The 26,679-nt window shown below is 69.0% G+C and carries 25 protein-coding genes; 3 read left to right on the forward strand and 22 right to left on the reverse strand.

Features of this window, described 5'->3' with window-relative positions; translation table 11 throughout:
• Positions 1 to 37 precede the first annotated feature (37 nt).
• The 5 genes from HYN04_RS10295 to HYN04_RS10315 form a co-directional block, all read right to left on the reverse strand.
• Positions 38 to 340: a winged helix-turn-helix domain-containing protein gene (locus tag HYN04_RS10295; protein ID WP_110450674.1), complete on the reverse strand. Its 303-nt coding sequence runs from the start codon at positions 338 to 340 to the stop codon at positions 38 to 40.
• Entirely contained in the window at positions 337 to 954 is a 618-nt protein-coding gene (locus tag HYN04_RS13605; protein ID WP_110450675.1) for a hypothetical protein, read from the reverse strand. The genes HYN04_RS10295 and HYN04_RS13605 overlap by 4 nt, the downstream gene beginning before the upstream one ends.
• A gap of 70 nt (positions 955 to 1,024) precedes the next feature.
• Positions 1,025 to 2,809: a long-chain-acyl-CoA synthetase gene (locus HYN04_RS10305; protein WP_110450676.1), complete on the reverse strand. Its 1,785-nt coding sequence runs from the start codon at positions 2,807 to 2,809 to the stop codon at positions 1,025 to 1,027.
• A 63-nt stretch (positions 2,810 to 2,872) separates the two neighbouring features.
• Positions 2,873 to 3,706, reverse strand: a complete 834-nt coding sequence (locus tag HYN04_RS10310) for a peptidyl-prolyl cis-trans isomerase (protein ID WP_110450677.1) — start codon at positions 3,704 to 3,706, stop codon at positions 2,873 to 2,875.
• A gap of 9 nt (positions 3,707 to 3,715) precedes the next feature.
• The gene (locus HYN04_RS10315) at positions 3,716 to 5,614 is read right to left on the reverse strand and encodes a DUF3604 domain-containing protein (RefSeq protein WP_110450678.1); all 1,899 of its coding nucleotides are present in this window, start codon (positions 5,612 to 5,614) and stop codon (positions 3,716 to 3,718) included.
• Positions 5,615 to 5,713: 99 nt separating this feature from the next.
• Between HYN04_RS10315 and HYN04_RS10320 the strand changes: the two genes are divergently transcribed.
• The gene (locus HYN04_RS10320; protein ID WP_162599625.1) at positions 5,714 to 6,754 is read left to right on the forward strand and encodes a HupE/UreJ family protein; all 1,041 of its coding nucleotides are present in this window, start codon (positions 5,714 to 5,716) and stop codon (positions 6,752 to 6,754) included.
• Positions 6,755 to 6,761: 7 nt separating this feature from the next.
• Here the strand turns inward: HYN04_RS10320 and HYN04_RS10325 are convergent, their stop codons facing one another.
• Positions 6,762 to 7,943, reverse strand: a complete 1,182-nt coding sequence (locus HYN04_RS10325) for an amidohydrolase family protein (RefSeq protein WP_110450680.1) — start codon at positions 7,941 to 7,943, stop codon at positions 6,762 to 6,764.
• A 95-nt stretch (positions 7,944 to 8,038) separates the two neighbouring features.
• Complete coding sequence (locus HYN04_RS10330; protein ID WP_110450681.1) at positions 8,039 to 8,521, reverse strand: peroxiredoxin; 483 nt, start codon at positions 8,519 to 8,521, stop codon at positions 8,039 to 8,041.
• Between the two features lie 122 nt (positions 8,522 to 8,643).
• Here HYN04_RS10330 and HYN04_RS10335 point away from each other — a divergent pair, with 122 nt between their 5' ends.
• Positions 8,644 to 9,216 carry a YqgE/AlgH family protein gene (locus HYN04_RS10335; RefSeq protein ID WP_110450682.1) on the forward strand — a complete coding sequence of 191 codons (573 nt, stop codon included), beginning with the start codon at positions 8,644 to 8,646 and terminating at the stop codon, positions 9,214 to 9,216.
• A 6-nt stretch (positions 9,217 to 9,222) separates the two neighbouring features.
• Here the strand turns inward: HYN04_RS10335 and HYN04_RS10340 are convergent, their stop codons facing one another.
• The 12 genes from HYN04_RS10340 to coxB all read right to left on the reverse strand — a co-directional run bounded on the left by HYN04_RS10340 (position 9,223) and on the right by coxB (position 20,700).
• On the reverse strand, positions 9,223 to 10,878 hold the full coding sequence (locus HYN04_RS10340; protein ID WP_110450683.1) for a putative bifunctional diguanylate cyclase/phosphodiesterase: 1,656 nt from the start codon (positions 10,876 to 10,878) through the stop codon (positions 9,223 to 9,225).
• A gap of 12 nt (positions 10,879 to 10,890) precedes the next feature.
• Positions 10,891 to 11,502, reverse strand: coding sequence for a GNAT family N-acetyltransferase (locus HYN04_RS10345; RefSeq protein WP_110450684.1), 612 nt, complete (start codon positions 11,500 to 11,502; stop codon positions 10,891 to 10,893).
• Positions 11,503 to 11,532: 30 nt separating this feature from the next.
• A complete protein-coding gene (locus tag HYN04_RS10350) occupies positions 11,533 to 12,837 on the reverse strand; it encodes a M16 family metallopeptidase (protein WP_110450685.1) in 1,305 nt (434 codons plus the stop codon).
• Positions 12,812 to 14,200 (reverse strand): threonine synthase, encoded by a 1,389-nt coding sequence (gene thrC / locus HYN04_RS10355; RefSeq protein WP_110450686.1) that lies wholly within the window; start codon positions 14,198 to 14,200, stop codon positions 12,812 to 12,814. The genes HYN04_RS10350 and thrC overlap by 26 nt, the downstream gene beginning before the upstream one ends.
• Complete coding sequence (locus tag HYN04_RS10360; RefSeq protein ID WP_110450687.1) at positions 14,200 to 14,952, reverse strand: SURF1 family protein; 753 nt, start codon at positions 14,950 to 14,952, stop codon at positions 14,200 to 14,202. Before HYN04_RS10360 ends, thrC begins: the two co-directional genes overlap by 1 nt.
• On the reverse strand, positions 14,942 to 15,292 hold the full coding sequence (locus HYN04_RS10365) for a DUF983 domain-containing protein (protein WP_422385652.1): 351 nt from the start codon (positions 15,290 to 15,292) through the stop codon (positions 14,942 to 14,944). The genes HYN04_RS10360 and HYN04_RS10365 overlap by 11 nt, the downstream gene beginning before the upstream one ends.
• Positions 15,293 to 15,307: 15 nt before the next feature.
• The gene (locus HYN04_RS10370; protein WP_110450689.1) at positions 15,308 to 16,186 is read right to left on the reverse strand and encodes a cytochrome c oxidase subunit 3; all 879 of its coding nucleotides are present in this window, start codon (positions 16,184 to 16,186) and stop codon (positions 15,308 to 15,310) included.
• 73 nt (positions 16,187 to 16,259) lie between these two features.
• Positions 16,260 to 16,865 carry a cytochrome c oxidase assembly protein gene (locus tag HYN04_RS10375; protein ID WP_110450690.1) on the reverse strand — a complete coding sequence of 202 codons (606 nt, stop codon included), beginning with the start codon at positions 16,863 to 16,865 and terminating at the stop codon, positions 16,260 to 16,262.
• Positions 16,843 to 16,989: a hypothetical protein gene (locus HYN04_RS13610; RefSeq protein ID WP_199285952.1), complete on the reverse strand. Its 147-nt coding sequence runs from the start codon at positions 16,987 to 16,989 to the stop codon at positions 16,843 to 16,845. Before HYN04_RS13610 ends, HYN04_RS10375 begins: the two co-directional genes overlap by 23 nt.
• On the reverse strand, positions 16,986 to 17,963 hold the full coding sequence (gene cyoE, locus HYN04_RS10380; RefSeq protein WP_110450691.1) for a heme o synthase: 978 nt from the start codon (positions 17,961 to 17,963) through the stop codon (positions 16,986 to 16,988). The genes HYN04_RS13610 and cyoE overlap by 4 nt, the downstream gene beginning before the upstream one ends.
• A gap of 105 nt (positions 17,964 to 18,068) precedes the next feature.
• Complete coding sequence (gene ctaD / locus HYN04_RS10385; protein ID WP_110450692.1) at positions 18,069 to 19,721, reverse strand: cytochrome c oxidase subunit I; 1,653 nt, start codon at positions 19,719 to 19,721, stop codon at positions 18,069 to 18,071.
• A gap of 16 nt (positions 19,722 to 19,737) precedes the next feature.
• A complete protein-coding gene (coxB, locus tag HYN04_RS10390; RefSeq protein ID WP_110450693.1) occupies positions 19,738 to 20,700 on the reverse strand; it encodes a cytochrome c oxidase subunit II in 963 nt (320 codons plus the stop codon).
• 229 nt (positions 20,701 to 20,929) lie between these two features.
• Between coxB and tldD the strand changes: the two genes are divergently transcribed.
• Positions 20,930 to 22,360: a metalloprotease TldD gene (gene tldD / locus HYN04_RS10395; protein ID WP_110450694.1), complete on the forward strand. Its 1,431-nt coding sequence runs from the start codon at positions 20,930 to 20,932 to the stop codon at positions 22,358 to 22,360.
• A gap of 16 nt (positions 22,361 to 22,376) precedes the next feature.
• Here tldD and HYN04_RS10400 read toward each other — a convergent pair whose 3' ends face one another.
• From HYN04_RS10400 to HYN04_RS10410, 3 genes are all read right to left on the reverse strand, one after another.
• The gene (locus HYN04_RS10400) at positions 22,377 to 24,263 is read right to left on the reverse strand and encodes a peptide MFS transporter (protein WP_110450695.1); all 1,887 of its coding nucleotides are present in this window, start codon (positions 24,261 to 24,263) and stop codon (positions 22,377 to 22,379) included.
• Positions 24,264 to 24,366: 103 nt separating this feature from the next.
• The gene (locus tag HYN04_RS10405) at positions 24,367 to 25,725 is read right to left on the reverse strand and encodes a glutamate--cysteine ligase (protein ID WP_110450696.1); all 1,359 of its coding nucleotides are present in this window, start codon (positions 25,723 to 25,725) and stop codon (positions 24,367 to 24,369) included.
• Between the two features lie 110 nt (positions 25,726 to 25,835).
• Positions 25,836 to 26,558, reverse strand: coding sequence for a 16S rRNA (uracil(1498)-N(3))-methyltransferase (locus tag HYN04_RS10410; RefSeq protein WP_110450697.1), 723 nt, complete (start codon positions 26,556 to 26,558; stop codon positions 25,836 to 25,838).
• Positions 26,559 to 26,679 lie beyond the last annotated feature (121 nt).

Below are 26,679 nucleotides of genomic sequence, written 5' to 3' on the forward strand. Positions count from 1 at the left end.
CTCCCGCCCCGGAGGGGACCCCGGGGAGGGGGGCCGGTCACTCGGGGGGCAAGAGCCCCTTGAGAGCCTCCAGGTAGGCGGCGAAGGCGGCCCGGCCCGGGTCCGTGATCCGGACGGTGGTGAGCGGCTTGCGGCCGGAGAAAGTCTTCTCGATGCCCACATATCCAGCCTCCTCGAGCTTCCTCAGGTGGACCGACAGGTTGCCGTCGGTGGCCGACAGGCGGGCCTTGAGCTCCCCGAATTCGGCCGCCCCGGCGCCGGCGAGATAGGCCATGACCCCGAGCCGGATCCGGCCATGGATCACCTCGTCCAGGCGCTCGATATCAAATCCCGGCTTCACCGCGGGCCTTCCTGGCGCATCAACTTCAGGCCCGGCGCAAGGCCAAGGGCGAACAGGGAGATGGCGTAGGCCAGCCAGAGCAGGGGGCTGCCGGCCAATCCGGCCACTGCGACCGAGGCGATGAAGCTGCCGACTCCGACCCGACGCAGCCATCCCGTCCGCCCGATCTGGGCCGCCGCCATCCAGCAGAGACCATAGAGGGCCAGGATGACCGACGGGAAGAGGTTGAAGACACCCCAGTCCGATGTCCGGAAGCCAGCCACCAACAGGGCGACGAAGATGACCCAGATGACGATCCCGGCCTGGGTCCAGACCGCGCCGATGGTCTCGTTGAGGGTGCTCGCCGAGCCCATGCGGCTCCGGGTCCGGCGATTGAGGAAAGGAAGGGCGAAGACGAAGGCCAGCCCGCTGGCCGGCCAGATCCAGCCGAGGGCCTGGGGCGGCAGGGGCAGGAAGCCCGCCTGGATGGCGTAGGCGAAGAGGCTGGTCAGGCCAAACAGGCCGCCGCCGAGGGCCATGTAGGGGCCGGCGAGAACGGGTGCAGCCCGCCCCTCCTCCGCCAGGGTCTTCAGATAGGCGATGTCCTCGCCGAGGGTGTTCTGGGCGTCCGTCATGGAAGGCTCCTTGGAGTTGTTGGAGCCAAGGTAGCAAACTACTCTATCATGTAAAGTGCTTTTTATCCGATCAGATACGTATGCGCCCGTGGATGATCCCTTCGTGGGCGGCGGGGTCGAGCGGGCGGTATCCACCGTCGGCTGCGCGGTGGAAGAGGGGGCCCGTCACCCGGCCCGGGTCGAAGCCCTCTTCGACCAGGTCCACCTTTCTCTGCTTGAAGGTGCCAGTGACCGCCATCTCGGGCTGGAGGCGGAGGAAGGCGGGCCGGGCGTACTCCGGCAGGTCCGCGGCAATTCTCGCGGCGAGAATGCCGATGTCGAAGTCCCCGTTGGTGACGAGGGCGGCCATGCCCGCCCTGCCGTCGGCGCCCGGCACCGCGACGCCATAGACATTGGCCTCGATCACGCCGGGAACGGCCTGCAGGCGCAGGGCGACCTCGGCGGTGGAGACGTTCTCGCCCTTCCAGCGGAAGGTGTCCCCGACCCGGTCGACGAAATAGACATACCCGTCGGCGTCCTGGCGCAGCAGGTCGCCCGTCCGGAACCAGGCGTCCCCTGGGGCGAAGACGTTCCGGAGCACCTTCTTCTCAGAGGCCGTCGAGTCCAGGTATCCCGTGAACTCCGCCCGGGGATCAGCGGAGTCGATGCGGCCAAGGCACTCACCCGCCTCCCCGGCGTCCGCCTCGGTGCAATAGCCGTCCGCCCCCCGCAATGGGGCCTCGGATTCGTAGTCGAAGCGCACGATGCGGGCGTTGAAGCGCTGTTTCAGGGGCCGTGGGATCCGACCGATGGCCCCGGCCCGGCCATCGAAGTTGAACATCGAGACATTGCCCTCGGTGGAGCCGTAGAACTCCAGGACCCGGGGCACGCCGAAGCGGCCGGTGACCTTGTCCCAGACATCCGGCCGCAACCCGTTCCCGAAGGCCAGGCGCAGCTGGTGAGATCGCTCGTCCGGATGCGGCGGCTGGTTGGCGAGATAGCGGCAGAGCTCGCCGATATAGACGAACTGGGTGCACCCCTCGCGCCGGATGTCCTCCCAGAACTGGGTGGCCGAGAACTTCGCCCTCAGCACAACGCAAGCGCCGTTCAGAAGAGCGGCGCCCATGCCGCAGAGACCGCCGGTGGCGTGGTACAGCGGAAGGGCCACGTAGATTCGGTCGTCCGGCCCGGCGCCCGTCGCCCCGGCGAAGCCGCGCATGTAGAGCTGCACCCGGACATGGGTCACCCGCGCCGCCTTCGGCAGGCCGGTGGTCCCGGAGGTGTAGATCAGCAGGGCGGTGTCCCCAGCCTTGAGCCCCTCGCGAATGGCCGCAGGCGGCGGATCGGCGGATCGCCCGGCAAGGTCCGCGGCAAGGTCGCCCTCGCCGGGCAACGGCGCGTCCAGGCTCCAGAGCCGGGGCGTGTGTTCCAGGTCGCCGAGGACGTCCTGGAGGGCGCGCGACGTCTCGGCGTCCACGATGACTTCATGTGCGCCCGCCAGGGTCAGGCAGTGGGCCAGGGCCTGGCCGGTCAGCTGGTTGTTGATCAGGGCCGAAACCACGCCGACCTTGGACAGGCCGTACCAGGCCGGCAGGTACTCGATGCGGTTGGGCAGGAAGAGGGCGACCCGGTCGCCGGGCTTCAGACCCGCCTCCAGCGCCCAGCGGGCGAACCGGTTGGCCAGGGCGTCCATCTCGCCGTAGGTCAGGCTGCGGCCTTCGAACCGCAGGGCCTCACGATCACGCCACCCTCGGACCGAAGCCTCGAGGTCATCGCAGATCCGGCGGGGGCTGGCGGGATGGATCCCCCTCACCCGCGCCAGGGTGCGATAGAGCCCGGAAGCAAAGCGAAGGTCGCGCGCAAGGGAAGCGATCATCCGGGCCCCAGTTCCTCTCCGTATCTTCAGAAGCCCGTGATCTGGCGGTGCAGGGCCCCGGTTTCAAGTCGGCGGGGAGTCGGACATCCCCGCGACCTCGACGCGATAGCGCGCCCTCAGCTTCCGGATGAAGGCCTGGTTGGCCTGATTGCGCCGGTCAGCCTTCCAGGCTTCGGCGACGTCGGGACGTACGGTCTCGAAGGGGGAGGGAGCGGCGGGGGCGCGGCGTTCGACGTACAGGATATGCCAACCGTAGGCGGACCTCACGGGGCCGCTCCACCGACCCGCGGGCGCGCTTTCCAGCTGCCTTGAGAAGGCCGGGCCAAAGTCGCGCTCGATATCGCGGACGGCGGCGCCGACAAAGGACAGGGGCAGGACAAAGGGCTGGCCCGCCTCGGCCGGCCGCGTAAGGGCCAGGGCCGCGCGGGCCCGGGCCTCCGCATCCTCATTGTCGCCGCTGAAGAAGACATGGCGGAAGGTCGCCGTCGCAGGCGAGACATAGTCGCCGGGGTGGGCGGCGTACCAGGCGCGCAGGTCCGCCTCCCTGGGCTCGGGGACCGGCTCAAGGTCTTCAGAGGCAAAGGCCATCTTCTGGGCCAGGCGGCGCCGGATGATCAGGTCGTCCCGGTCCAGCCCGAGGCGGACCGCCTCCCGGGCGAGGAGTTCCTCGTCGATCCGCTCGCGGAGCATGGCGCTCAGCTCGTCGCGGGTCGGCGGACGCTGGGCCTGGGCCTCCCAGTAGGCGACGATCTGGTTGAGCTCGGCCTCATCTATCCTCACGACCGGGCGCCGCAGGTCCCGGGCCAAGGACACGACCGCGAACAGCACGAGACCGACCAGCAGGAACTGGGTCAGCGGCTCGCGAAGGATCGCCCGCGCGACCGGCGGCAGGGTCATCAGGTGTCCTCAGGCCTTGGGATCGTACCAGATGGGCGAAGACCAGGCCCGCTCCATCACGGTCGGGGACAGGTCGGGATTGGCCGGGGTTCCGTTCCTCAGGGCGTCCCAGGTCGACCAGCGGCACGAGGGGTTCTCCAGCATGCGGACATAGTAGAAGGCCCGCTGCCGCGGATTGAAACTGGGATCCGTCCAGACCGTGCGCATCTCCACATCGCCCTTGAATCGCGTGGGCGTGCACGTGGCCAGGTCGACCGTGGCGCCATTGTCCGGACAGCGACCCGTCGTCGGATTGACCGCCAGCCCATCGGAGCAGGCCACATCGTAGACCTTCTCCTTCGCCACCCCATTCTCGATCCAGCCTTTCACGACCTGGGCGCGCTGGAGGTATCCGCCGTTGGGATCCCGCAGGCCCCAGACCAGGAAACTGGGCGCCTTGCCCTTGGAGATCATGAGATCACCGCCCATCGGCACGCCATGGGCATAGGCTTGGCGGACCGTGTCCGGTCGGGACAGGAGGTCGGAAGGAAAGTCGTAGGAAGCGAAGAAGCGAACACGGATCCGAGGGCCGGAGGTGGCGAAGGTCTCCCGGCGACGCAGGGCGTCGTAGATGGACTCCCGGGTATTCTCTTCCGCCCAGACCCCGGCAAGGCCCGAGGCCCCCCAGTTCTGGTAGCGGGTCGGCTCCTTGGGCGCCGGGTTCCAGGCCCGAGCGCCGCCAGGCGGAACCGAGCCCCTGAGGGCCGGCCGGCCGTCGGATCGGCCGACCTTGGAGAAGTAGTTGTCCTCCTCGACCGATCCCGGTGCGGCGTTGTGGGTGTCGGAAGAGCCGATGAAGCCGAACTTGTAGGGGTTGAAGCCCTTGCCCTCCTGAAGGAGCAGGCCGGTCTTCAGCGCATCCCGGACATAGCCGCCCGCGAACTTGGTCACAGCCTTGTTGGTGCCGATGTAGGTCTCGAAAATCTCGAAGCCGCCCCATTCGTCATTGGGCGAGAGGGACGGGTGGGTCTCGGAGGTGCCCTTGATCTGGGTGATCTCGACCAGGGGCTCGTTGCGGCGGCGGAGGTCGGCATAGACCCTGTCCATAGGCGCCCCGTTGAACCGGGTCGTCTCGAACATGGTCCCGTCGCTGCCATTGGAGTTATGCGGGATGGCGAGGGCCTCCACGCCCCTGCCGCGCCAGGCCTCCATGCGCTTCCAGAGTTCCTCGGGGTCCGCGGACTCCCGCGAGGAATAGGGAAGGTCCGGGACATCCGCCGACTTGAAGATGACGTTCCGGTGGAGGTTCCGGCCGTCGGGTGCGGAGGTGAACTCGTACCCGACAAATGTGGTGAACCGGCCCGGCTCGTAGTTCCGCGCCGCGGCCTCACGGACCTCCTTCCAGGCCCGGGCGTGGATAGCCGGGTCATTGAACGCCTTGGGCATGGAGTTATCGCGCATAGAGGCGATGAAGTTGGCGAAGGCCTTGCCGATCTCCACTGGGTCCGGGCTGAACAGGGCCGAGACCCCGGGAACCTTGGAGATCGCCGTGCCGGGGGTGTTGGCCTGCTCCATCGCGCCGATGAACTCGGAGTGGTCGGTCACCGCCGCGAAGTCGAGGGGGCCGCCGGCCAGGCGGATGTCGAAGCCGGAGGCGTGGCCGATCGTCTCGCCCTTGGCGAAGCGGTAAGCGTCGTCGGGGGAGGCCCGGACGTTGAAGATGTAGGCGTCGAAGGACAGCTTGGTGTGGACATGCAGGTCGCCGAAGTAGGCGTTACGTTCGGGGTTGAAGCCGGACGTTCGCTCCTTGGACGGGGTCTTGGGCGAGGACGCCACCGCCGGGGGGCCGCCGGCGCTGAGGGCGAGGGCGATCACCGCAAGGGATGCACCCGCAATCGCCGAGACGGCGAGATTTCCATTGATCCGCATTCCAGCTTCCTCCCCGAGGGGCGTGACCCTAGGTCGGTCCGCCCCTTCCTTCCCGGGCCCATATTGCGTCCGCCGCGCGCGGCCTGTCAAAATGCTTCGGTGAAAGCCGCCCGCCCCCGAACCGTATTCCCGGCGCCGCGGGCCCTGGCGGCCCTACTCCTGCTCATCGGGACCCTCCTGGCTACAGGCGGGCGGGCCCTGGCCCATGAGGTGCGACCGGCCCTCGTCCAGATTGTCGAGGCGCCTTCAGGGGCGGCGGAGATCACCTGGAAGCAGCCCGTCGCCGGCGAGGTGGCCATCCGCCTGTCACCCCGGCTTTCCGGAGGCGCCCTCGACCGCCCCCCGGACTCCGAGACAATCTCGCCGGCCTACCGGATCCGGGTCTGGCGACTGCCGGCCGACGCCCGCCTTTCCGGACAGACCCTGTCCATCGACGGACTCAACATGACCGTCACGGACGTGCTGGTGCAGGCGAGGCTGCGGCAGGGCGAGATCAGCACGGTGCTCAAGCCCTCGCGGCCGAGCCTGAAGCTCTCAGCCGACACCCCGGGGGGCGCCGCCGTACCCGCCTACCTGAGGATGGGGGTGGAGCACATCCTGACCGGGTTCGACCACCTGGCCTTTGTCCTCGGGCTGTTGCTGCTGGTTGGCCTGAACCGGGGCGTGGTGAAGGCCGTCACCGCCTTCACCCTCGCCCACAGCGTGACCCTGGCCTGCACCGCCCTGGGTTGGGTGAGGGTCGATCCGGCGGCGATTGAGGTGCTGGTGGCGCTGAGCATCGTCTTCGTGGCCGTGGAGCTCATCCCCCGCCCAGGCCAGCCGCCCAGCCTGATCCGGCGACGACCCTGGCTGGTGGCCCTGGCGTTCGGCCTCCTGCATGGCTTCGCCTTCGCCGGCGCGCTGGCCCAGGTGGGCTTGCCCAAGGACGCCGCCCCCCAGGCCCTCCTCCTCTTCAACATCGGGGTTGAGATCGGGCAACTGGTCTTCATCGCCGCCGCCAGCCTGGTGATCCTGGCGCTCCGGCGGATTCGTCCCAGCCTGCCTTTCGACACCGAGGCCCTCGCCCGCCTTGCGCCGGCCTACGCCATCGGCGGCCTGTCCGCCTACTGGCTGATCGACCGCCTGGCGGGACTCTTCTGAGCCCGCCTCAGGCGGCGGTCCTCGCCGGTATGTCGTGGAGGTCGGCGGGCAGGCCCTCGCCCATCAGATCGATGAAGTTGTCCCTCCAGAACCGTCGGCGGACGGCTTCCGGAACGCCTTCCAGGGACTCCCCGAACCGCTTGAGGGGGTGACGACCACCCTCGATGTGCGGGAAGTCGGACGAGAACATGCAGACCTGCTCGCCGGCGTTGGCGATGATCCAGGCGACGTCCTCATGCGGATAGGGCGTGGCGCGGAACTGCCGCTGCAGGATCTCGCTCGGCCTTGCGGACAGGCGCTGGAGCCGCGCCTCGCGGCCAAAGGCGGCGGCCCCCGAATCCATGAACTTCATCAGGCTGGGAACCCAGGAGGCGCCCAGTTCGATGGCCCCGAACTTCAGCCTCGGGAACCGGTCGAAGACGCCGTCGAAGACCAGGGCCGCCAGGGTCTGCCAGACCGCGATCGGGATTGTCATGAAGGACAGGGAGGTGAAGTTCTCGGCGCCGCCATGGAAGTCGAGGACCCGGGGAAGCCCGTTCTCGAAATAGGCCGGGTTCATCTTCTCCTCGCCGCCAACGTGGAACAGGACCGGCAGGCCGGCCTCCTCGATGAGGGCCCAGAGGGGATCGAGGCCCACATGGCTGGGGCTGTGGCCGGGGGGACAGCGCGAGGGGATCATCAGGCCACGGCACCCCAGATCGATCGCCTCGCGGGCGATCCGGGGTGCGGCCTCGATGTCGACCAGGGGGACATAGCCGGTCGCCAGGAGTCGACGGTCGACCGAGCAGAAGTCGGCCATCATCCGGTTGTGGGCGCGGGCGCCAGCCAGGGCCAGGTCGACCCGACCGGCTTCCTCCAGGCCATAGTTGCCGAGGGCGTGGGTGGTGAAGACCAGCTGGCTGGCGAAGCCCAGCAGGTCCAGGGCCCGCGGGCGGTCTTCCCTGCGGAAGGCGCCGAGGGCCTGGTAGTTCTTGCGCAGGAGAAGGTTGTCTTCGTCGCCGGCGCGGAACCCGGGGTCGTCATGCTGGGCGCGGGCCTTTTCCGCCCAGCCCGCCAGGTCGTTGGGCTTGCGGATCGCCTCCGAAAAGGTCGCCCTCAGGCCGGGGTCGACATAACGGTCGATCTCACCCGGCAGCTCCATGACGTGCGCATCGGCGTCATGGACCGTAAAGCCTTCCACATAGGGCATGGCCTTCCCTCCCCGTCATCGTCGTTGCCGACACTTCGGACCGGAGAGACCAGGCGGTCAAGCCCCGCCGAGAACGGCGGGGCCCGACGCCGGGATCAGAGCTGGGCCAGCAGGTAGTCGGCGGCCGAGACCTTGAACTCGCCGCCGGCCTCGACATTGAGCTGCTTCACCACGCCGTCGACGACGTACATCGAATAGCGCTGCGAGCGCAGGCCCAGGCCGAACTTGGAACCGTCCATGGTCAGGTCCACGGCCTTGGTGAAGTCACCGGCCGGGTCGGCGATCATCTCGATCTCACCCAGCACGCCCTGGTTCTCGCCCCAGGCCTTCATGACGAAGGCGTCGTTGACCGACAGGCAGACAATGGCGTCGACGCCCTTGGCCTTGAGGTCGGCGGCCAGGTCCTTGTAGCCCGGCAGGTGCCGCGCCGAGCAGGTCGGGGTGAAGGCTCCGGGGACGGCGAAGAAGGCCACCTTGCGGCCCTTGAAGATCTCGTCGACCGTGGTGGGCTTGGGGCCCTCGGCGGTGCCGGCGATGAGGTTGGCGGCGGGAAGCGTGTCTCCGACCTTGAGGGTCATGGCCTGTCTCCGGGCTCTGTTCGGAAGGGAAGCGGCAGAGATAACCCGTCGGCGCGGCCCTGCAATGGCCAAGTGTCATTCCGCGTCTTGAATCCGCCGCAAGGGCGCCGGAGAAATCAGGCATGGACCCTGCAGCCTACCTTTCCGGCCAGCTCCTGATCGCCCTGCCCGCGATTGGCGACCGCCGCTTCGAGCGGGCCGTCGTCCTTGTCTTCGCCCATGACGCCGACCACGCCATGGGCCTGGTCCTGAACCAGCGCCTCGAAAGCCTGACGCTGGGAGAGGTTCTGGATCAGCTCGCCCTGCCCTGCCCGGAGGCCCGGCGCAGGGAGACCGTCTCTCTGGGGGGGCCGGTCCAGAGGGAGAGGGGTTTCGTCCTCCACACCGATGACTTCCGCGCCGAGGACGGCTCCACCCTGGCGCCGTCCGGGGGCCTCTCCTGCACCCCCACCCGCGAAGCGCTGGAGGCCCTCTCGCGCGGGGACGCCGCTCCCCGGCGGTCGCGACTGGCCCTGGGTTACGCCGGGTGGGGCCCGGGCCAGCTTGAGCAGGAAATCCGGCAGAACGTCTGGCTGACCTGCCCCGCCGACGAGGCCCTTGTGTTCGACACCCCGATTGCCGAGGTGTGGGCGGCGGCCCTGGGACGGCTGGGGGTTGACCCTTCCTTCCTCACCGCAGAGGCGGGCGAGGCCTGAGCCTTCTCAGCCCCTCGGCTTCACCGGCGCGGCGCCATCGACATAGCACTCGTTGAGGTAGACCTCGGCCTCCTGCGGCGACAGGGCCGGGGCATAGCCATAGCCCTGCCCGTAATTGCATCCCAGGGCCCGCAGGCGGCGCGCGATCTGGGCGCTCTCCACCCCCTCGGCGACCACTTCCAGCGACAGGTCGCGTCCCAGCTTGATGACCGAGGAGACGATCTTGGCCGAACCTTCGTTGGTGGCCATGGTGCGCACGAAGTAGCGGTCGATCTTCAGGGTGTCGAAGGGCAGGCGCGCCAGGTAGCTGAGCGAGGAGAAGCCCGTCCCGAAGTCATCAAGGGCCAGGCCCGCGCCAGCCTCCTTGAGGTCTGACAGGATGATGGCGGCCGCGTCCGGATCGCGCATGACGTCATTCTCGGTGACCTCCAGCTTGAGGGCGCCGGGGGGCAGGCCGGTTTCCTTGCGGATTCGGATGATGTCGTTGACCAAGCCCTCGCGATAGACCTCGCCCGTCGAGAGGTTCACCGAGACCGTCAGTTCCCCCGCCGCCCAATGATCCCGACGCCAGCGGGCCAGCTGGACCGCCGCATCACACTGCATGAAGGCGCCGAGCTCGCTGATCAGCCCCATCTCCTCGCAAAGGCCCAGGAAGGCGTCCGGGGTCAGGAGACCACGACGCGGGTGGTTCCAGCGGACCAGGGCCTCGAAGCCCGACAGGGCCCCCGTGGTGAGGTCGACGATGGGCTGGTAATGCGGCCGCAGTTCACCCCGGCCGATGGCGCCGCGCAGGTCACCCTCCAGGGCCAGGCGGGACAGCCCGTCGGATTCCAGGGTGCGGCCATAGGCGACGGCTGACCCCCGGCCCTCCGCCTTGGCGGTCTCGACGGCCAGCTCTGCACGACGCAGCAGCTCGGCGGCCTCCACCTCCTCGCCCTCCTCCGCCTCCACGGCCCCCAGGGCCAGCGTGGGGTGGATGTCGAGCCCGGAGATCCGCAGGGGCTGTTCCAGGGCCCGTCTCAGGACTTCCTCCGGGCCAGGCCGGCTCCGGGGCGCCAGCACGGCGAATTCGTCCTCACCGACCCGTGCCGTCAGGGCCTCGGAAGGAAAGGCCGCCGCCAGCCGCGCACCGAGGGCGGCGAGCACCAGGTCGGCCCGCTCATGTCCCAGGGCCTCATTGAGCCTGCGAAAGCGGTCGAGGTCGGCGACCACGAGGATGCTGTCCCCCGGGGACCTCAGGCGTTCCTGGGCCCGGCTCACAAAGGTCCGCCGATCCAGAAGGCCGGTCAGGCTGTCGAAGCCCGAGACCGAGAACCGGGTTTCGGCGGCGACCATGCCGGCGGCCCTGACACCGTCCTCAAGCCAGACCCCTCGCCAGAGACACTGTTCGCCCCCGAGGATCTTCAGGCGCAGCTCGATTTCGGATCCCGGGACCTGAACGGAGAGCAGCTCGGCGGCGACAGACCGGTCCTGGGGTTGGGTGAGGGCCCGCAGGGCCGCGGACGAGCATTCGGGCGCAAGCGGACCGAGGCCGAGGGCCCGGGTGGGTCCCGTGAAGCTCATGCGGTCTAGCCCGGGCTCCCAGAGCCAGAGGGCGACGGAGGCGGCGCCCAGCGCCTCAAGCGTCGCCGTCGCATCCCAGATCCAGCGGTCGTTCGGCATCCGGCGTCCTGGTCAGGTGGAGGGCATTCCCTTCGGACCCTCGCCGCGCGGGGGCGGCGCAACCAGTCCGAACAGAACATGGTCTCGCCATTCGCCGTTAATTTTCAGATAAGCCTGCGCCAGTCCTTCCTCCGCGAACCCCGCCTGGCCAAGCAGGCGGCGCGAGGGCGTGTTCTCGGGCAGACAGGCCGCCTCCAGCCGGTGCAGGGCCAGGGTGCGGAACGCGAAGCCCGCCAGCGTGCGCACCGCGGCGAGGGTATGGCCCTGGCGCGTGTGGGCCGCCCCGCACCAGTAGCCCACCGTACCCATCTGGGCGACGCCCCGCCGGATGTTGGACAGGGTGATCCCACCGGTCAGGGCGCCATCGCTGAGGCGGAAGACCAGGAAGGGATAGGCGACGCCCAGGTCGATGTCGCGGGCGTAGGAGGCCAGCCTGCGGCGCCAGGCGGCGCGGGTCAGGTCGTCTTCCGGCCAGGTCGGCTCCCAGGGCTGGAGGAAGTCACGGGACGCCCGGCGAAGGTCGCTCCACTCAGGAAAGTCGGAGGGGCGCGGGGGACGGATCTCGATCCCCTCGCCCTGCAGCCGCAGGCCGTCACCCGGCGTGATCCAGTCCAGAAGCGCCATCCGGGCAAACTCCCCCCTTTTCCCCCGGCGTCAAGCCGTCCCCGCCAGGGACTGCAACCGCGAGCGGAAGGCCTCGGCCGCCGGATGCGCCGCCGAGGGCCCAAGGACTGCCGCCGCAGCGAGGCCGGATCCAAGGAGGCGCGCGCCCGCGCGCTGCACGGCCGACGCATCGCAGGCGTCGATCCGCTCGGCGATCTCGGGGGCCGGGACCAGCCTGCCGTGTGTCAGGACCTGGGAGGCGGCCTGCTCGGCCCGGGCCAGCAGGGACTCCGCGGCCATGAACTGGCCGGCCTTCAGCTGGGCGCGGGCGCGGGAAAGCTCCGCCCCGCGCGGCGATCCGGCGAGATCGACCATCTGCTCCACGACCAGGCGGGCGAGGTCGGGGGCGCTTTCAGCCTCGCAGCCGGCGAAGACGCCGACGATCCCGCAGTCGGACCAGAACTCGCCCCAGGCGTCCACCGCGTAGGCGAGCCCCCGGTCCTCGCGGGCCTCCTGGAACAGGCGCGAGGCCATGCCCCCGCCCAGGCACTCCACAAAGACCTGCGCGGACCAGGCGTCGGGATCGGTGGCGGCCAGTCCCGGGCAGAGGAAGACCAGGTTGGCCTGCTCCAGGGACTTGTCGTCCGTCCGGATCCCGCCGGTGAAGCGGGCGGGCGCCGGCGAGGCCGGGGTCGCCGAGGCGGCGGCCGCGGCGAAGTCGCGCTCGGCGAGGCGCAGCAGGGCGTCCTCGTCGACCGCCCCGGAGGCGACGATGACCAGCCGGTCCGGGGCATAGAGCCGGGCTCGCCAGTCCGCCAGGGCTGGGGCGCCGGCGCGGGCGAGGCTCGCAGCGTCGCCCAGGATGTTGCGTCCCAGGGACTGGTCCTGAAAGGCGGCGGCCTGGGCCATCTCGAAGACGAGATCGTCGGGCGTGTCCTCGGCCTCGGCGATCTCCTGCAATACCACACGCCGCTCGCGTTCGAGGTCCCCGGGGTCCAGAGTCGGGCGCAGGAGGATGTCCGAGAGAAGAGCCGAGGCGCCGTCCAGCCCCTCGGGAAGGGTCCGGACGTGAAAGACCGTCCGCTCGAACCCGGTCTCGGCGTTCATCTGTCCGCCGCCGGCCTCGATCGCCTCGGCCAGCTCGCGGGCGTTGCGGCCCGCAGCACCCTTGAAGACCATATGCTCGAGCAGGTGCGACCAGCCGGACTCCCGCGTCCCCTCGCAACGCGCCCCTCGGCCCGCCGCCACGACCAGGGCGACAGTATGGACGCCGGGCGCCGGGTCACAGACCAGGCGGACGCCATTGGGAAGGGTGTGGATCCGGGGCGTCTCAGCCGCCGGCGAAGGCCCGGACATAGGCGGCGACCTTTCCCGCATCGGCGCCGATGCGTTCGAAACGTTCCGGACGTTCGGCCAGGGACCGGGCCCGGACGGGGGTGACGGGGGGCTGGCCGGTGGCCGCCTGCACCGCCTCCGGGAACTTGGCCGGATGCGCCGTCGCCAGGACGACCGTTGGGCCTGGCCCCGGCGTCCGCCGCAGGGCCGAAAGCGCCACGGCGGTGTGGGGGTCGGCGGTCTGGCCCGTCTCGGCCAGGGTCAGGCGCATCTCCGCAGCCGTGCCCGCCTCGTCCGTCGAGGCGCCGGTGAAGAGGGCCTTCATGGCCGCCAGCGCCTCTGGCGGGGTCACGATGTCGCGCCCGGCGGCGAAGCCTGTGAAGGCCGCCGCCGTCGCCGCCCCGTCCCGCCCCGTCGCCTCGAAGAAGAGGCGCTCGAAGTTGGAGGCGGACTGGATGTCCATGGCGGGCGACTGGGTCTCGGCCACAACGCCACGGGCGTAGGTCCCGGTCGCGAAGGTCCGGGCCAGGATGTCGTTGGCGTTGGTGGCGATCAGGATCCGGCTGACCGGAAGGCCCATGCGATGCGCCACATATCCCGCGAAGCCATCCCCGAAATTGCCGGAGGGCACGGCGAAGGCGACAGACCTGTGCGGCGCGCCGAGGGCGACGGCCGTCGTGAAGTAATAGACCGACTGGGCGACGATCCGTGCGAAGTTGATGGAATTGACGGCCGAGAGTCCCACCGCCTTCTGGAGTTGGGAGTCGGCCAGGGCGGTCTTGAGGATCGCCTGGCAGGCGTCGAAGTCCCCGGCGACGGCCAGGCAGCGGACATTGTCCTCGGCGGCCGTCGTCATGAAGCGCCGCTGGACCTCCGAGATTCGCCCGTCCGGGAACATGGCGACGATCCGGGTGTTGGCCCGACCGCGGAAGGCTTCGACCGCCGCCCCGCCGGTGTCGCCCGACGTCGCGCAGAGGATGGTCTGGGTACGCCCGGCTCGCTCCAGGACATGGTCGGACAGCCGGGCCAGGAGCTGCATGGCCACGTCCTTGAAGGCCAGGCTGGGGCCATGGAACAGCTCGGCCAGGAAGACGTCCGGACCCAGCTGCACCAGGGGAACCACGGCTGGGTGGTCAAAGGCCGCGTAGGCCTCGCGACACATCCGCCCCAGGTCGTCGGCAGCGATCTCGTCCCCCGCGAAACGGCCCAGGACCGCCGCGGCGACCTCGGCGTAGGGCCGCCCGGCGAAGGCCGCGATCTCCTCGATGGAGAACTGGGGCCAGGCTTCGGGGACATAGAGCCCGCCGTCCGGGGCCAGGCCCGCCAGGACCGCCTCGACGAAGCCGACGGCGGGCGAGCCGCCGCGTGTGGAGATGTAGCGCATCAGGATCTGTAGTGCTTGCGGAGGCGGGCGGCATAGACCCCGACCAGGGCGGCGGCAAGGCCGAACCAGGTCAGGGCGTACTCCAGGTGCCGGTTGGAGATGGCGGCGGGAACGGGGGAAGGGATCAGGGCCTTGAAGGCGGGATTCGAGGACGTCTCGGCCATGAGCATGACCGGCGCAGGGCGCGGGGCGCCGAGGCTGGCGGCCATGCCGCCGATGTCCCGCGCGAACCAGAGACCTTTCTCCGGGTCCGCCGCCGGGGTGAACCGGTTGGGACGATCCGGGATCCTGAGTATTCCGGTTACGGAGGCCGAGGCGGCGCCGGGCCCCGGAGCCGCGGCCGGCGCGCCCACCGCCGGGCGCTCGGTCACGGAGTCCGGGACGAAACCGCGATCGACGAGGATGCTGGCGTAGGGGCCCTCGCCCAGAGCGCACGCCGAGATCAGTCGCCGACCCGAATCTCCATCCATCAAGCCGTAGAGTTCGACGAAGGGCGCGCCGGGGAGGCCCGGGCAGTCCAGCCGGACCCGGACCATGTCCAGGTCCTCCGGAGCCGTCGCCGACTTCAGGGTTGGGACAAGGCCAGCGGGGGCTGCAGTCTCGAGGCGTGCGATCCGCGCCAGCAGCGCCTCCTTCCAGGCGAGGCGCTGGACCTGCCAGAGGCCGAGGCTGACAAGGATGGCCAGGCCGACCCCCGCAGCAAGGGTCAGGCCGAGGGGGAAACGTCTTCGCGGAAGGGGCTCAGTCGTCATGGCGGGCTTCCGCCGCCCGGTTGGCGAACTGCGCCGCCAGGAGGATGCCCTTCATGGGGCGAAGGAGCCCCCCACAGACCACGACGGTCAGGGGCAGGAAGACCACCAGGTGCACCCAAATGGGGGGGCGGTAGGCGATCTCCGTGAACAGGGCCGCGAAGGCGACGATGAAGCCGCCGATGAGGATCACGAAGACAGCAGGGCCATCGCCCGAGTCCGCTCGCCCCAGGTCGTAGCCGCAGGCGTCGCATCGGTCGGCGACGGTCAGGAAGCCTCGGAAAAGCTGGCCTTCCCCACAATTGGGACAGCGGCCGGCGAGCCCCGCCAGGAGGGGGTTCACGCCGGCCACCGAGGGTCAGTGTCCGCCCGACGCGCCGAACACGACGTAGATGAAGGCGAACAGGAACAGCCAGACCACATCCACGAAATGCCAGTACCAGGCCGCGGCCTCGAAGCCGAAGTGCTGCTTGGGGGAGAAGCCCTTGCCCATCAGCCGCCCAAGGCAGACCAGCAGGAACAGGGTCCCGATCAGCACATGGAAGCCGTGGAAGCCCGTCGCCATGAAGAAGGCCGAGCCGTAGAGGCCCGAGTTCTCAGCGCCCTCGCCCCCGAAGAAGTACTTGTGCTGGAGGATGTGGTGGTACTCGTAGACCTGAACCGCGGTGAAGATGGCGCCGAGGATGACGGTCAGGAGCACGCCGATCTTCGCGCCGCGGCGGTCGCCGGTCTGCAGGGCGTGGTGGGCCCAGGTCACCGTGGTGCCGGACAGCAGCAGGATCAGGGTGTTGAGCAGGGGCAGGTTCCAGGCGGGCACCGTCTCGACGCCCTTGGGCGGCCAGGTGGCCCAGGCGGCGCGGACTTCCTCGATCCCGGAATGCGTCCGGACGTCGTTGAAGAGCGCCATCTCGAAGAAGATCCAGAACCAGGCCACGAAGAACATCACCTCGGAGGCGATGAACATGATCATGCCGTAGCGCAGGCCGATGCTGACAACCGGGGTGTGGTCGCCCTGGTTGGCCTCGATGGTGACGTCGCGCCACCAGCCGGCCATGGTCAGGAGAACGCCGGCGAAGCCTGCGATAAGCACCGTGAGGTCGCCCTTCGGCAGGCCGAAAAGGCCCTTCATGGCGATGACGCCGCCCACGGCCATGACGCAGGCGGCCAAGGAGCCCACCAGCGGCCAGGGGCTGGGATTGACGAGATGGTAGTCGTGTTTGACGTCGCCCGCAGACATTGCGTCCCTGTTCCTCTTACTGCCGCTTCCCGCCGTTGAGTCGCAGGACCGGCGGGAGTTTGTCGTTGTGTCCCTATAGCCCTGCTTTCGGCGTTCCGCCAAGCGCGGAAGGCGCCTGCGCCGCCTTCGGCGTCGCGTCCTGAGCCGGGAAGAAGGTGTAGGACAGGGTCACCTCTGACTTGCCGCGGGTGTCGAAGTCCTCGGCGAACTTGGGGTCGACGAAATAGACAACCGGAAACTCGATGGTCTTGCCCGCCGGTATGGTCTGGTTGGAGAAGCAGAAGCACTCCAGCTTCTGGAAGTAGGCCCCGGCCAGTTGGGGCGTCACGTTGTAGACGGCATGCCCGGTGATGGGCTGGTCGCTGTTGTTGGTGACCGTGAAATAGGCCAGCCCGGTTTCGCCGATCCGCAGGGTCTGGGTGGTCTGTTGGGGACGGAAGCTCCAGGGCAGGTCACGGACATTGGCGTCAAAGCGGACCACCAGGCTGCGCTCTAGGGTCTTGGTCGCCCCCTGCTCAGCCCGGCGGGGCGTCCCGTCAAAGCCCGTCAGCTCGCAGAACATGCGATAGAGCGGGACCGAGGCGTAGGCGGCGCCGATCATGACGACGAAGCCGGCCGTGCACCAGGCCGCGAGGCGAGCGTTGCGGCGCGTGACGTCAGAGGGGTCGGTCGAGGACATTTCCACCCATCCTGAAAACGGTGACGAGATAGACCAGCACCACGAAGCCTACGAGGCCAAGGGCGATCGCAAGGTTTCGGCCACGGCGCGCGCGCCGGGCGGAGGAATCTTCAGGCTCGATCATGTCAGGACTCCCGGCAGTCCCGCCGCGCGCACGCCGAGGAGATGCTCTCCCAGCAGGGTCGCGAACAGGAGGGTCAGGTAAAGGATGGAGTAGGCGAAGAGGTTACGGGCGTCACGCGCCGCCGACTTGACGTCATAAAGGCCGTCGGTGACCCGGGGGTCTGAGGCGTCCCCGGCCCGCCCGGTGCGGACACGCCAGGCGAGCAGCAGGAAGACGGCGCCCCCCACTGCGGCCACCGCTAGGTAGGCCGGCCCGCCGAGCCCGGTGGCGGCGGGGGCCAGGCACACCGGGATGAGCAGGAGGCTGTAGATCCAGATCTGACGACGGGTCGCCGCCGCGCCGGCCGTGACCGGCAGCATGGGCACGCCCGCCGCGGCATAGTCCTCGCTGGTGTAGAGCGAGAGCGCCCAGAAGTGCGGGGGCGTCCACATGAAGATGATGGCGCAGAGCAACCAGGCGTCGAGGGGCGCCTGCCCCGTGGCCGCCGCCCAGCCGATCACCGGCGGGAGGGCCCCGGCCAGCCCGCCAATGACGATGTTCTGGGCCGTCCAGCGCTTCAGCCACATGGTGTAGACCACGGCGTAGAAGAAGATGGTGAAGGCCAGGAGTCCGGCCGCGAACCAGTTCAGGGCGAGACCCAGCAGCATCACCGAGAACAGGGACAGGACGATCCCCAGGGCCAGGGCGTCGGCGCCCTGCACCCGTCCGGCCGGCACGGGCCGGCCCCGGGTCCGCCGCATGCGGGCGTCGATGTCGGCGTCGTACCACATGTTCAGGGCGGCCGAGGCCCCTGCCCCCACGGCGATGCACAGGATGGCGATGGCCCCCATCACCGGATGCAGGGGCGCGCCGGCGCAGATCAGGCCCGTGGCGGCGGTGAAGACCACCAGGGACATGACCCGGGGCTTGAGCAGCTGGACATAGTCCTGCCAGCGGGCCGGGGTGGCGGAACGAAGGGCTGCGGGTGTGGTCATCGTGACCTGGACGCCTGACACGGAGAGGGGCGCGACCCGGATCAGACCGGCCCGCGCCCCCCTATTTGGTGACTCAGTCCCGCCCGTTGAACCGGGCGGGCGCGATTAGTGGTGCGAGTCCGGCTTGAAAACCGGCGGATCGCTGAACTGGTGGAACGGCGGCGGAGAGGACAGGGTCCACTCCAGGGTGGTCGCGCCTTCGCCCCAGGGATTGGCTTCCGCCTTGCGACGGCGCACCGCGGCCTCCACGAGGATCAGCAGGAAGACGCCGACGCCGACCACGGTGACCAGATAGCCGTAGGTGGAGACCTGATTCCAGAAGGTGAAGGCCTCCGGATAGTCGACATAGCGGCGGGGCATGCCCTGCAGCCCGAGGAAGTGCTGCGGGAAGAAGATCAGGTTCACGCCGACGAAGGTGATCCAGAAATGCACCACGCCGAGGAACTCGTTGTACTTCACTCCCCACATCTTCTCGAACCAGTAGTAGAAGCCGGCGAAGATCGCGAACACGGCGCCCAGGCTGAGCACGTAGTGGAAGTGCGCCACCACGTAGTAGGTGTCGTGCAGGCTGTAGTCGATGCCGGCGTTGGCCAGAACCACGCCCGTCACGCCGCCGACGGTGAACAGGAAGATGAAGCCGATCGCCCACAGCATGGGCGTCTTGAAGTCCAGGGAGCCGCCCCACATCGTGGCGATCCAGGAGAAGACCTTCACCCCCGTAGGCACCGCGATGACCATGGTGGCCGCCACGAAGTAGGCCCGCAGGTCGATGGGCATGCCGACGGTGTACATGTGGTGGGCCCACACGATGAAGCCGACGAAGCCGATCGCCACCATGGCGTAGGCCATGGCGAGGTAGCCGAAGATCGGCTTCCGCGAGAAGGTCGAGACGATATGGCTGACGATGCCGAAGCCCGGCAGGATCAGGATGTACACTTCCGGGTGTCCGAAGAACCAGAAGAGGTGCTGGAACATTACCGGATCGCCGCCGCCGGCGGGATCGAAGAAGTGGGTGTTAAAGTTCCGGTCCGTCAGCAGCATGGTGATGGCGCCGGCCAGCACGGGCAGGGACAGGAGCAGGAGGAAGGCGGTCACCAGCACCGACCAGGCGAACAGCGGCATCTGGTGCAGGGTCATGCCCGGCGCGCGCATGTTGAAGATGGTGGTGATGAAGTTGATCGCACCGAGGATCGAGCTCGCGCCCGCCAGGTGGAGGGACAGGATGGCCAGGTCCATCGAGGGCCCGGTGTGGCCCTTGGTCGAGAGCGGCGGATAGATCGTCCAGCCGCCGCCGAAGCCCTTGCCTGGGCCGCCGTCCGCGAAGAGGGAGAGGCAGAGCAGGATCCAGGCCGCCACGAGCAGCCAGAACGAGATGTTGTTCATCCGCGGGAAGGCCATGTCCGGCGCACCGATCATGATCGGGACGAACCAGTTGCCGAACCCGCCGATCATAGCCGGCATGACCATGAAGAAGATCATGATCAGGGCGTGGGCGGTGACCACGGCGTTGTAGCCATGCTTGGACGCCTCGACGACGCCGAGCTGGTCGAGCCAGCCGCCCTTTACGAAGACCTGCATGCCCGGCTCGGCGAGTTCGAGCCGGATCAGGCCCGAGAGGGCGCCGCCGACGATCCCCGCCATGATGGCGAAGATGATGTAGAGCGTGCCGATGTCCTTGTGGTTCGTGGAGAAGAGCCACCGAACCAGGAAGGGCGGCTTGTGATCGTGGTCGTGATCAACAGTGGAAGCGTGGGCCATTGAACTATTCCTGACCTCAGTTCGACGCCGGCGCCGAGGCGGGCGCGGGCGTAGCGGAAGGCGCGGGCGCTGCAGCCGGGGCCGCAGCGGGAGCAGGAGCCGCGGCGGGGGCCGCAGCGGTCACGGGAGCGGGAGCAGCGGGGGCGGGCGCGGCGCCCACCTTGTAGCCGCCCTTGGTGGCGACCCAGGCGTCGAACTCAGCCTGGCTGACCGCCCGGACCTCGATCGGCATGTAGGCGTGCTCCGAGCCACACAGCTCGCGGCAGTTGCCGTAGTAGACGCCGGCCTTCTCGATCGTGAACCAGGTCTCGTTCAGGCGGCCCGGGACGGCGTCGCTGATGATACCGAAGGCCGGGACCGCAAAGGCGTGGATCACGTCGGCGCCCGTCACCTGGACCCGGACCGGCTTGCCCACCGGCACGACGAGCGGCTCGGTGGTGGCCAGGAGGTAGGGCACCTTCTGGGCCTTGGCCTTGTCTTCCGGCAGGATGTTGGAGACGAACTCGCTGATCCCGTTATCCGGGTATTCGTAGCCCCAGTACCACTGATAGCCCGTGGCCTTGATCGTCATGTAGGGCTTGGGCATGTCGTTGTAGGCGTAGAGAAGCCGGAACGAGAAGATCGCGATGAACATCAGGATCAGGACCGGGACGATGGTCCAGGCCACCTCGATGGCGGTGTTATGGCTCCATTTCGCCGGGGTCGGGTTCGCCTTCTTGTTGTAGCGGACCATGACCCAAACCAGCAGGACCAGCACGAAGAGCGTGATGACCGTGATGATCGGCAGCAGGATCACGTTGTGGAAGAAGGTCGCGTCGTGCTTGAGCGGGGTCACCCCCGGCTGAAGGCCGATCGCCCCTGGCGTCGGCTGACCGACCCGCATTTCGTCGGCCAGGGCGGGAAGCGCCCAGACCATCGTCATCGCGGCGGCGGCGGCGGACGCCAGACCTGCCCGAATGCCTTGAACCCTAGACTTCATGTCCCCTCGGTCTTTGCTCGCGGACGGCTCCGGCCCGGGAGGGCGGCCCCGCCGACGTCTACGCGGGCCGCACAGCCAGATGGCCGAAGTCGGGTCCCTCGTGGGCGTCCATACGCGCTCGCGGTTCGCTTGCCAAGCGGTCCCAATGCCTTTCCCGACGCCGCCGACAGGGTGACGCAGGGGCCTGCACGTCCTATCTGTGACAAGTCGATCCCGCATGGAGTCCCGCATGTCCCTCCCCCCCGAATCCGCCTCCCTCCTCGAGACCCACGGCCTGGCCCCGGAAACGGCCCGGCGGGTGCTTTCGGAGGCGATCGGGGACGCAGATGACGGCGAAATCTTTCTCGAGCGGTCGCGAAGCGAATCCTTCCTGTTCGATGACGGCAGGCTGAAATCGGCGGCCTTCGACACCTCTGACGGGTTCGGCCTGCGCGTCGTGGCGGGCGAGTCGGCCGGTTACGCTCATTCCAGCGAGGTCTCCGAGGCGGCGCTGAAGCGGGCGGCGGGGTCCGCCGCCCTCGCCCGGCGCGGCTATTCCGGCAAGGCCGACGAAGGGCCCCGCCCGACCAACCAGCGCCTCTACGACGACGTCGACCCCACCGACTCGCCCGACTTCGAGTCCAAGGTCGCCCTTCTCCAGGAGATCGACGCCTGGTGCCGCGCCCGCGACCCCCGTGTGGTGCAGGTCATGGCCTCCCTCGCCGGCGAGCAGAGGACGGTCGAGATCCTGCGCGCCGACGGCCGGCTGATCCGCGACGTCCGGCCCCTCGCCCGGATCAATGTCCAGATCACGGTGGAGCGGGACGGCCGTCGAGAGAGCGGCTTCGCAGGCGCCGGCGGGCGGGCGGGCTTCGAGGCCTGGATCACGCCGGACAGCTGGCGCAGCCAGGCCGAGGAGGCCCTGCGCCAGGCCCTGGTGAACCTTGAAGCTGGCCCCTGCCCGGCCGGCGAGATGGACGTGGTCCTGGGTCCGGGCTGGAATGGCGTCCTGCTTCACGAGGCGGTGGGCCACGGGCTGGAGGGCGACTTCAACCGCAAGGGCTCCTCCGCCTTCTCCGGCCGGATCGGCGAGCAGGTCGCCGCCCGCGGGGTCACGGTCTACGACGACGGCACCCTGCCAGGTCGCCGCGGCTCCCTGTCCGTGGACGACGAGGGCACCCCGACGGAACGTACCGTCCTGATCGAGGACGGCATCCTGGTGGGCTACATGCACGATCGGATGAGTGCGCGCCTGATGGGTTTGGCGGCCACCGGCAACGGCCGTCGCCAGTCCTACGCCCACATCCCCATGCCCCGGATGACCAACACCGCCATGGAGGGCGGCTCCACGCCCCGCGAGGAGATGATCGCCTCGACCCGGCGCGGGCTCTACTGCGCCAACTTCGGCGGCGGCCAGGTGGACATCACCAACGGCAAGTTCGTCTTCCAGTGCACCGAGGCCTACCTGATCGAGGACGGGCGGATCACCCGGCCCGTCAAGGGCGCCACTCTGATCGGTGATGGCCCGACGGCCCTGACGCGGGTCACCATGGTCGGCGACGACTTCGACTTTGACCCCGGCGTCGGCGTCTGCGGCAAGTCGGGCCAGTCCGTGCCGGTCGGCGTGGGCCAGCCCTCGCTGAAGATCACCGGCCTGACGGTCGGCGGCGCCGGGGGCTGAACCCCGGCGGGCCGCCTCAGGCGGCGGGCGTCTCCGGCTCGCCGCGGACCGGCTTGCCCTCGTGCGCCCAGCCGCGGACCACGAAGCTGATCGCCACGAAGGCGACGCCGCAGATGACGCCGGCCCAGCCCAGGGCCCTGAAGCCCGCTATGGCGGTGTCGAGGGCCAGCTTGGGATCCAGGACCTCGCCGCCGACGGACTCCGTGACCAGGAAGCCGGCGATCCAGCCGCCGACATACTGGGCGATGGAGGAAGCCAGGAACCAGACCGCCATCATGAACGAGACCACGCCCGGCAGGGTCAGCTTGGTGATCTCCGACAGGCCGACGGGCGACAGGAAGAGCTCGCCCGTGGTGTGCAGCAGGTAGAGCAGGCCCAGGAGGACCAGGGGCACCCGGAAGGCGCTGTCATGCAGGCTCGCCCCCCAGACCACGATCAGGAAGCCCAGGCCCACCTGGACCAGGCCGAAGCCGAACTTCAGGGTCGGGTTCGGGTCCTTGCCGCGCCGGCCGAGCCAGGTCCACAGCGCCGCCAGCAGGGGCGCGAAGATCAGGATGAAGCCGGCGTTGAACGACTGGGTCTGGGCCGCGCCCACCGAGGTGTCGATCCAGCTCCACCAGCTTGAGGGCTTCACGCCGATGGCCGCCAGCTGCTCCGGCGTGCCGTAGGGAATGCCCAGGAAGCGCCCGGCTTCGTGGGTCAGGGACAGGTCGACATTGGTCGAGGCGAACAGGTTCAGCGAGGATCCGGCCTGCTCGAAGAGGGTGAAGAAGATCACCGAACCCAGGATCAGGATGACCGCCAGGCTCATCCTCTGGCGCTCCACCGTCGTCTGGCAGACCCGGATGATGATCCAGGCCAGCGCCACCAGGGAGCCCACGATGGCGAACGCCAGGGCTACGCCCACCAGTCGGCTGTTCTGGACCGTCAGGAAGATGATGCCGATGGCCAGGATCGACATGATGTAGGTCATCCACTCGCGGCTGATGAAGCCGGCGAAGGGCTCGCGCAGCTTGCGGGGATTGGGCGGCTCGCCCTTGCCCTCCAGCAGGGGCCGGCCCAGGACGAAGACGATCCAGCCCAGGAACATCCCGACCCCGGCCAGGCCGAAGCCCGCCCACCATCCGAAGTGCTGGCCCAGGAGGCCGCAGAGGATAGAGGCCCAGAAGGCCCCGAGGTTGATGCCGTAATAGTAGAGGGTGAAACCGGAATCCCGCCGCGGGTCGCCGTGGGGATAGAGGTCGCCCACCACCGCCGAGATATTGGGCTTCAGGAAGCCGACGCCGAGGATGATCAGCGACACGGCGAAATAGAACATGCTGGCCGAGCCATTGTTGATCAGGGTGCGGATCTCATAGTCGCCCTCGGGGATCGAGGTCGGCAGGCCGGTGGAGATGGGCACGCCCGGGATCGAGATGCCGCCGCCCTCGCGCGGGCCAAACTCGTACTTGGTCCCCTCGACCAGGATATGCGCCACCCGGTCGTCCATCCGGCCCTCGGCGACGATGGGATAGACATTTCCGCCGTAGATCAGGTCCTGCTGCGAGGGCCGCCCCTCGAAGCCCATGGAGATATGGCCCGCCACCAGCAGCAGGGCGCCGAAGGCGACCGCCTTGCGGGACCCCAGCCAGCGGTCGGCGATGAAGCCGCCCAGCAGGGGCAGGAGGTACACAAGGGCGGTGTAGGACGCGTAGAGGGAGCTGGCCTCGTCTCGGTCGAACATCAGGTGTTGGGTCAGGTAGAAGATCAGGATCCCGCGCATGCCGTAGTAGGAAAAGCGCTCCCACATCTCGGCGAAGAACAGGACCAGCAGCCCCTTGGGATGCTCGCGCAGGAGCTGGCGCAGGACCGGGATTCCGGTGGCCAGGGTGACGAGCAGTCCAAGGAGAATGACGATGTTCATCTCAGGGAATCCGGAAGCCGGGCAGGCCCGGCGGACCCGCGAAATCATGAAACCCTGAACAGACCATGCGCCGCCGGTTCAGGCAAGCAAGCCGCCGCCGGAGTCAGAAGGCGGCGTCGCTCCAGACCGGGTCGAGGCGTCCGCCCCACGGCCCGTGGAACTTCGCCAGCAGCCGGTCCGCCTGGGTCAGGCCGCTTTCGGCGATCTCGGCCAGGGGCTCGAGGTAGACGCGCTCGTCCGCGCCCGAGGCGTTGGTGCGGGCCCGGCGCTTCAGGCCTTCGGAGGCGATGGCGACGAGGTCGCGGGCCACGTCCTGCACGGTCCGCGAACCGATCTTCGCCTTCAGGCCCAGGCGGGTCACGTCCGCGCGCAGGCGCTCATGTGACTCCAGCGGCCAGTCGCGACAGAGGTCCCAGGCCGCCTCCAGGGCCGCCCGGTCGTAGAGGATCCCGGTCCACAGGGTCGGCAGGGCGTCGAGCATGGGACGGGGGCCCGCGTCGGCGCCGCGCATCTCCAGGTACTGCTTGAGCCGCACCTCGGGGAAGGCGGTGGTGGCGTGGTCGGAAAAGTCCTTGAGGCTCGGCCGGTCACCCGGCAGGTCGTCGAAGCCCGAGGTCATGAACTGCCGGAAAGAGCGCCCGGAAAGGTCGATATAGGCCCCGTTCCGCTTGGCGAAATACATCGGGACATCAAGGAGATAGTTGGCGTAGGCCTCATAGCCGAACCCGTCGGCGAAGACGAAGCCCAGCATCCCCGTGCGGTCAGGATCGGTGTCGGTCCAGACATTGGCGCGGGCGGTCAGGAAGCCCGAAGGCCGGCCCTCCACGAAGGGGGAGTTGGCGAACAGGGCGGTCACCACCGGCTGCAGGGCCAGGCTTGCGCGGAACTTCAGCCGCATGTCCGCCTCGTCCACGAAGTCGAGGTTGGCCTGCACCGTGCAGGTGCGGAACATCATGTCCAGGCCCAGCCCGCCGACCTTCGGCATGTAGGCGCGCATGATGCGATAGCGGCCCTTGGGCATGACCGGCACCTGGGCGCGGGTCCATTCCGGGGTGAAGCCCAGGCCGAGGAAGCCCAGGCCCAGCCGTTCGCCAACCGCCTTGACCTCGTCCAGGTGCCCCGCCGTCTCGGCGGCGATCTCGTGCATGTCGGCCAGGGGGGCGCCGGACAGCTCGAACTGGCCGCCCGGCTCGAGGCTGACATTGGCCTTGCCGCGCTCAAGCCCGATCAGGGTCTGGCCCTCGAGGACATCGGTCCAGCCATAGGGCTTGAGGCCCTCCATCAGGGCCAGGATGCCGCTGTCGCCCTCGTAGGGAACCGGGGCGTGATCCGCCGTCCGGAACACGAACTTCTCGTGCTCCGCACCCACGCGCCAGTCTGCAGGCGGGGTCTCGCCCGCCTGGATCCAGGCCACGATGTCAGAAAATTCCAGCGGTCGACCGTCGACCTTGGAGTCGGCCATGCCCTCTACCCGTAGGTTCCCTTCCCGGAACCGCGTCTCCGCGGCGCGCGATCTTTACGCCGTTAAGTCGGTTTCGCGCAAATCAGGATTTCTGGAGCGCCCGCAGGAATTCAGGTCGTCCAGTCTCCGCCGACGGCCTGGGCCAGGGTCAGGGCCGAGAGGGCCGCCGTATCCGCCCGCAGGATGCGGGGCCCAAGGGAAACCGGGATCGTCCCAACCCGCGCCCGCAGGCCCGCCCGCTCCGCCGGTGAGAAACCGCCCTCCGGACCGACCAGGATGGCGAGGGGACCCTTGGGCAGGCCGCCAAGGGCCGCGAGGATGGGCGGCGCCTCGCCCGCCTCGTCACAGAAGACCAGCGGGCCGCCGCCGGCAAGGGCTTCGAGGACGCGGGACAAGGGCGCCGGCGCCTGGAGGCGCGGGACGTCCAGGCGGCCCGTCTGCTCGGCCGCCTCGGCGGCGATCGCCTCCAGCCGGTCCATCCGGGTGTGGTCGGCATTGGTCCGTTCGGTGTTGACCAGCCGGATCTCCGCGACGCCCAGCTCCACCGCCTTGGCGACCGCCGTCTCGAGGGGCGTCCGCTTGACCAGGGCCATGACCAGGACGATCCCGCCGGGCGGAGGCTGGACCCGGGTCTGGTCCACCACCTCCAGCGTCGTCGCCCGCTTGCCCGCAGCGACGATCCGCGCCCGCCATTCGCCGTCCCGCCCGTTGAAGACAAGGACCTCGTCCCCGGGCCCGCGCCGCATCACCTGCACCAGGTAGCGCGCCTGGGCGTCGGCCAGGAGGATCGGCCGGCCGCCGGATAGGTCATCTGGGACAAGAAGTCGGATCATGGTTCAGGTCCGGACCGCCAGGGGAATCGCAGTCGCTGCAGGAAGTGAGTAGAACCACCTCCCGCCCTGCCGTCCATGTCCCGGATCCGGCCGGCCGAATGACGCACTGCAAGGGCAGGGA

The sequence above is a fragment of the Phenylobacterium parvum genome (assembly GCF_003150835.1).
Lineage (GTDB): Bacteria > Pseudomonadota > Alphaproteobacteria > Caulobacterales > Caulobacteraceae > Phenylobacterium > Phenylobacterium parvum.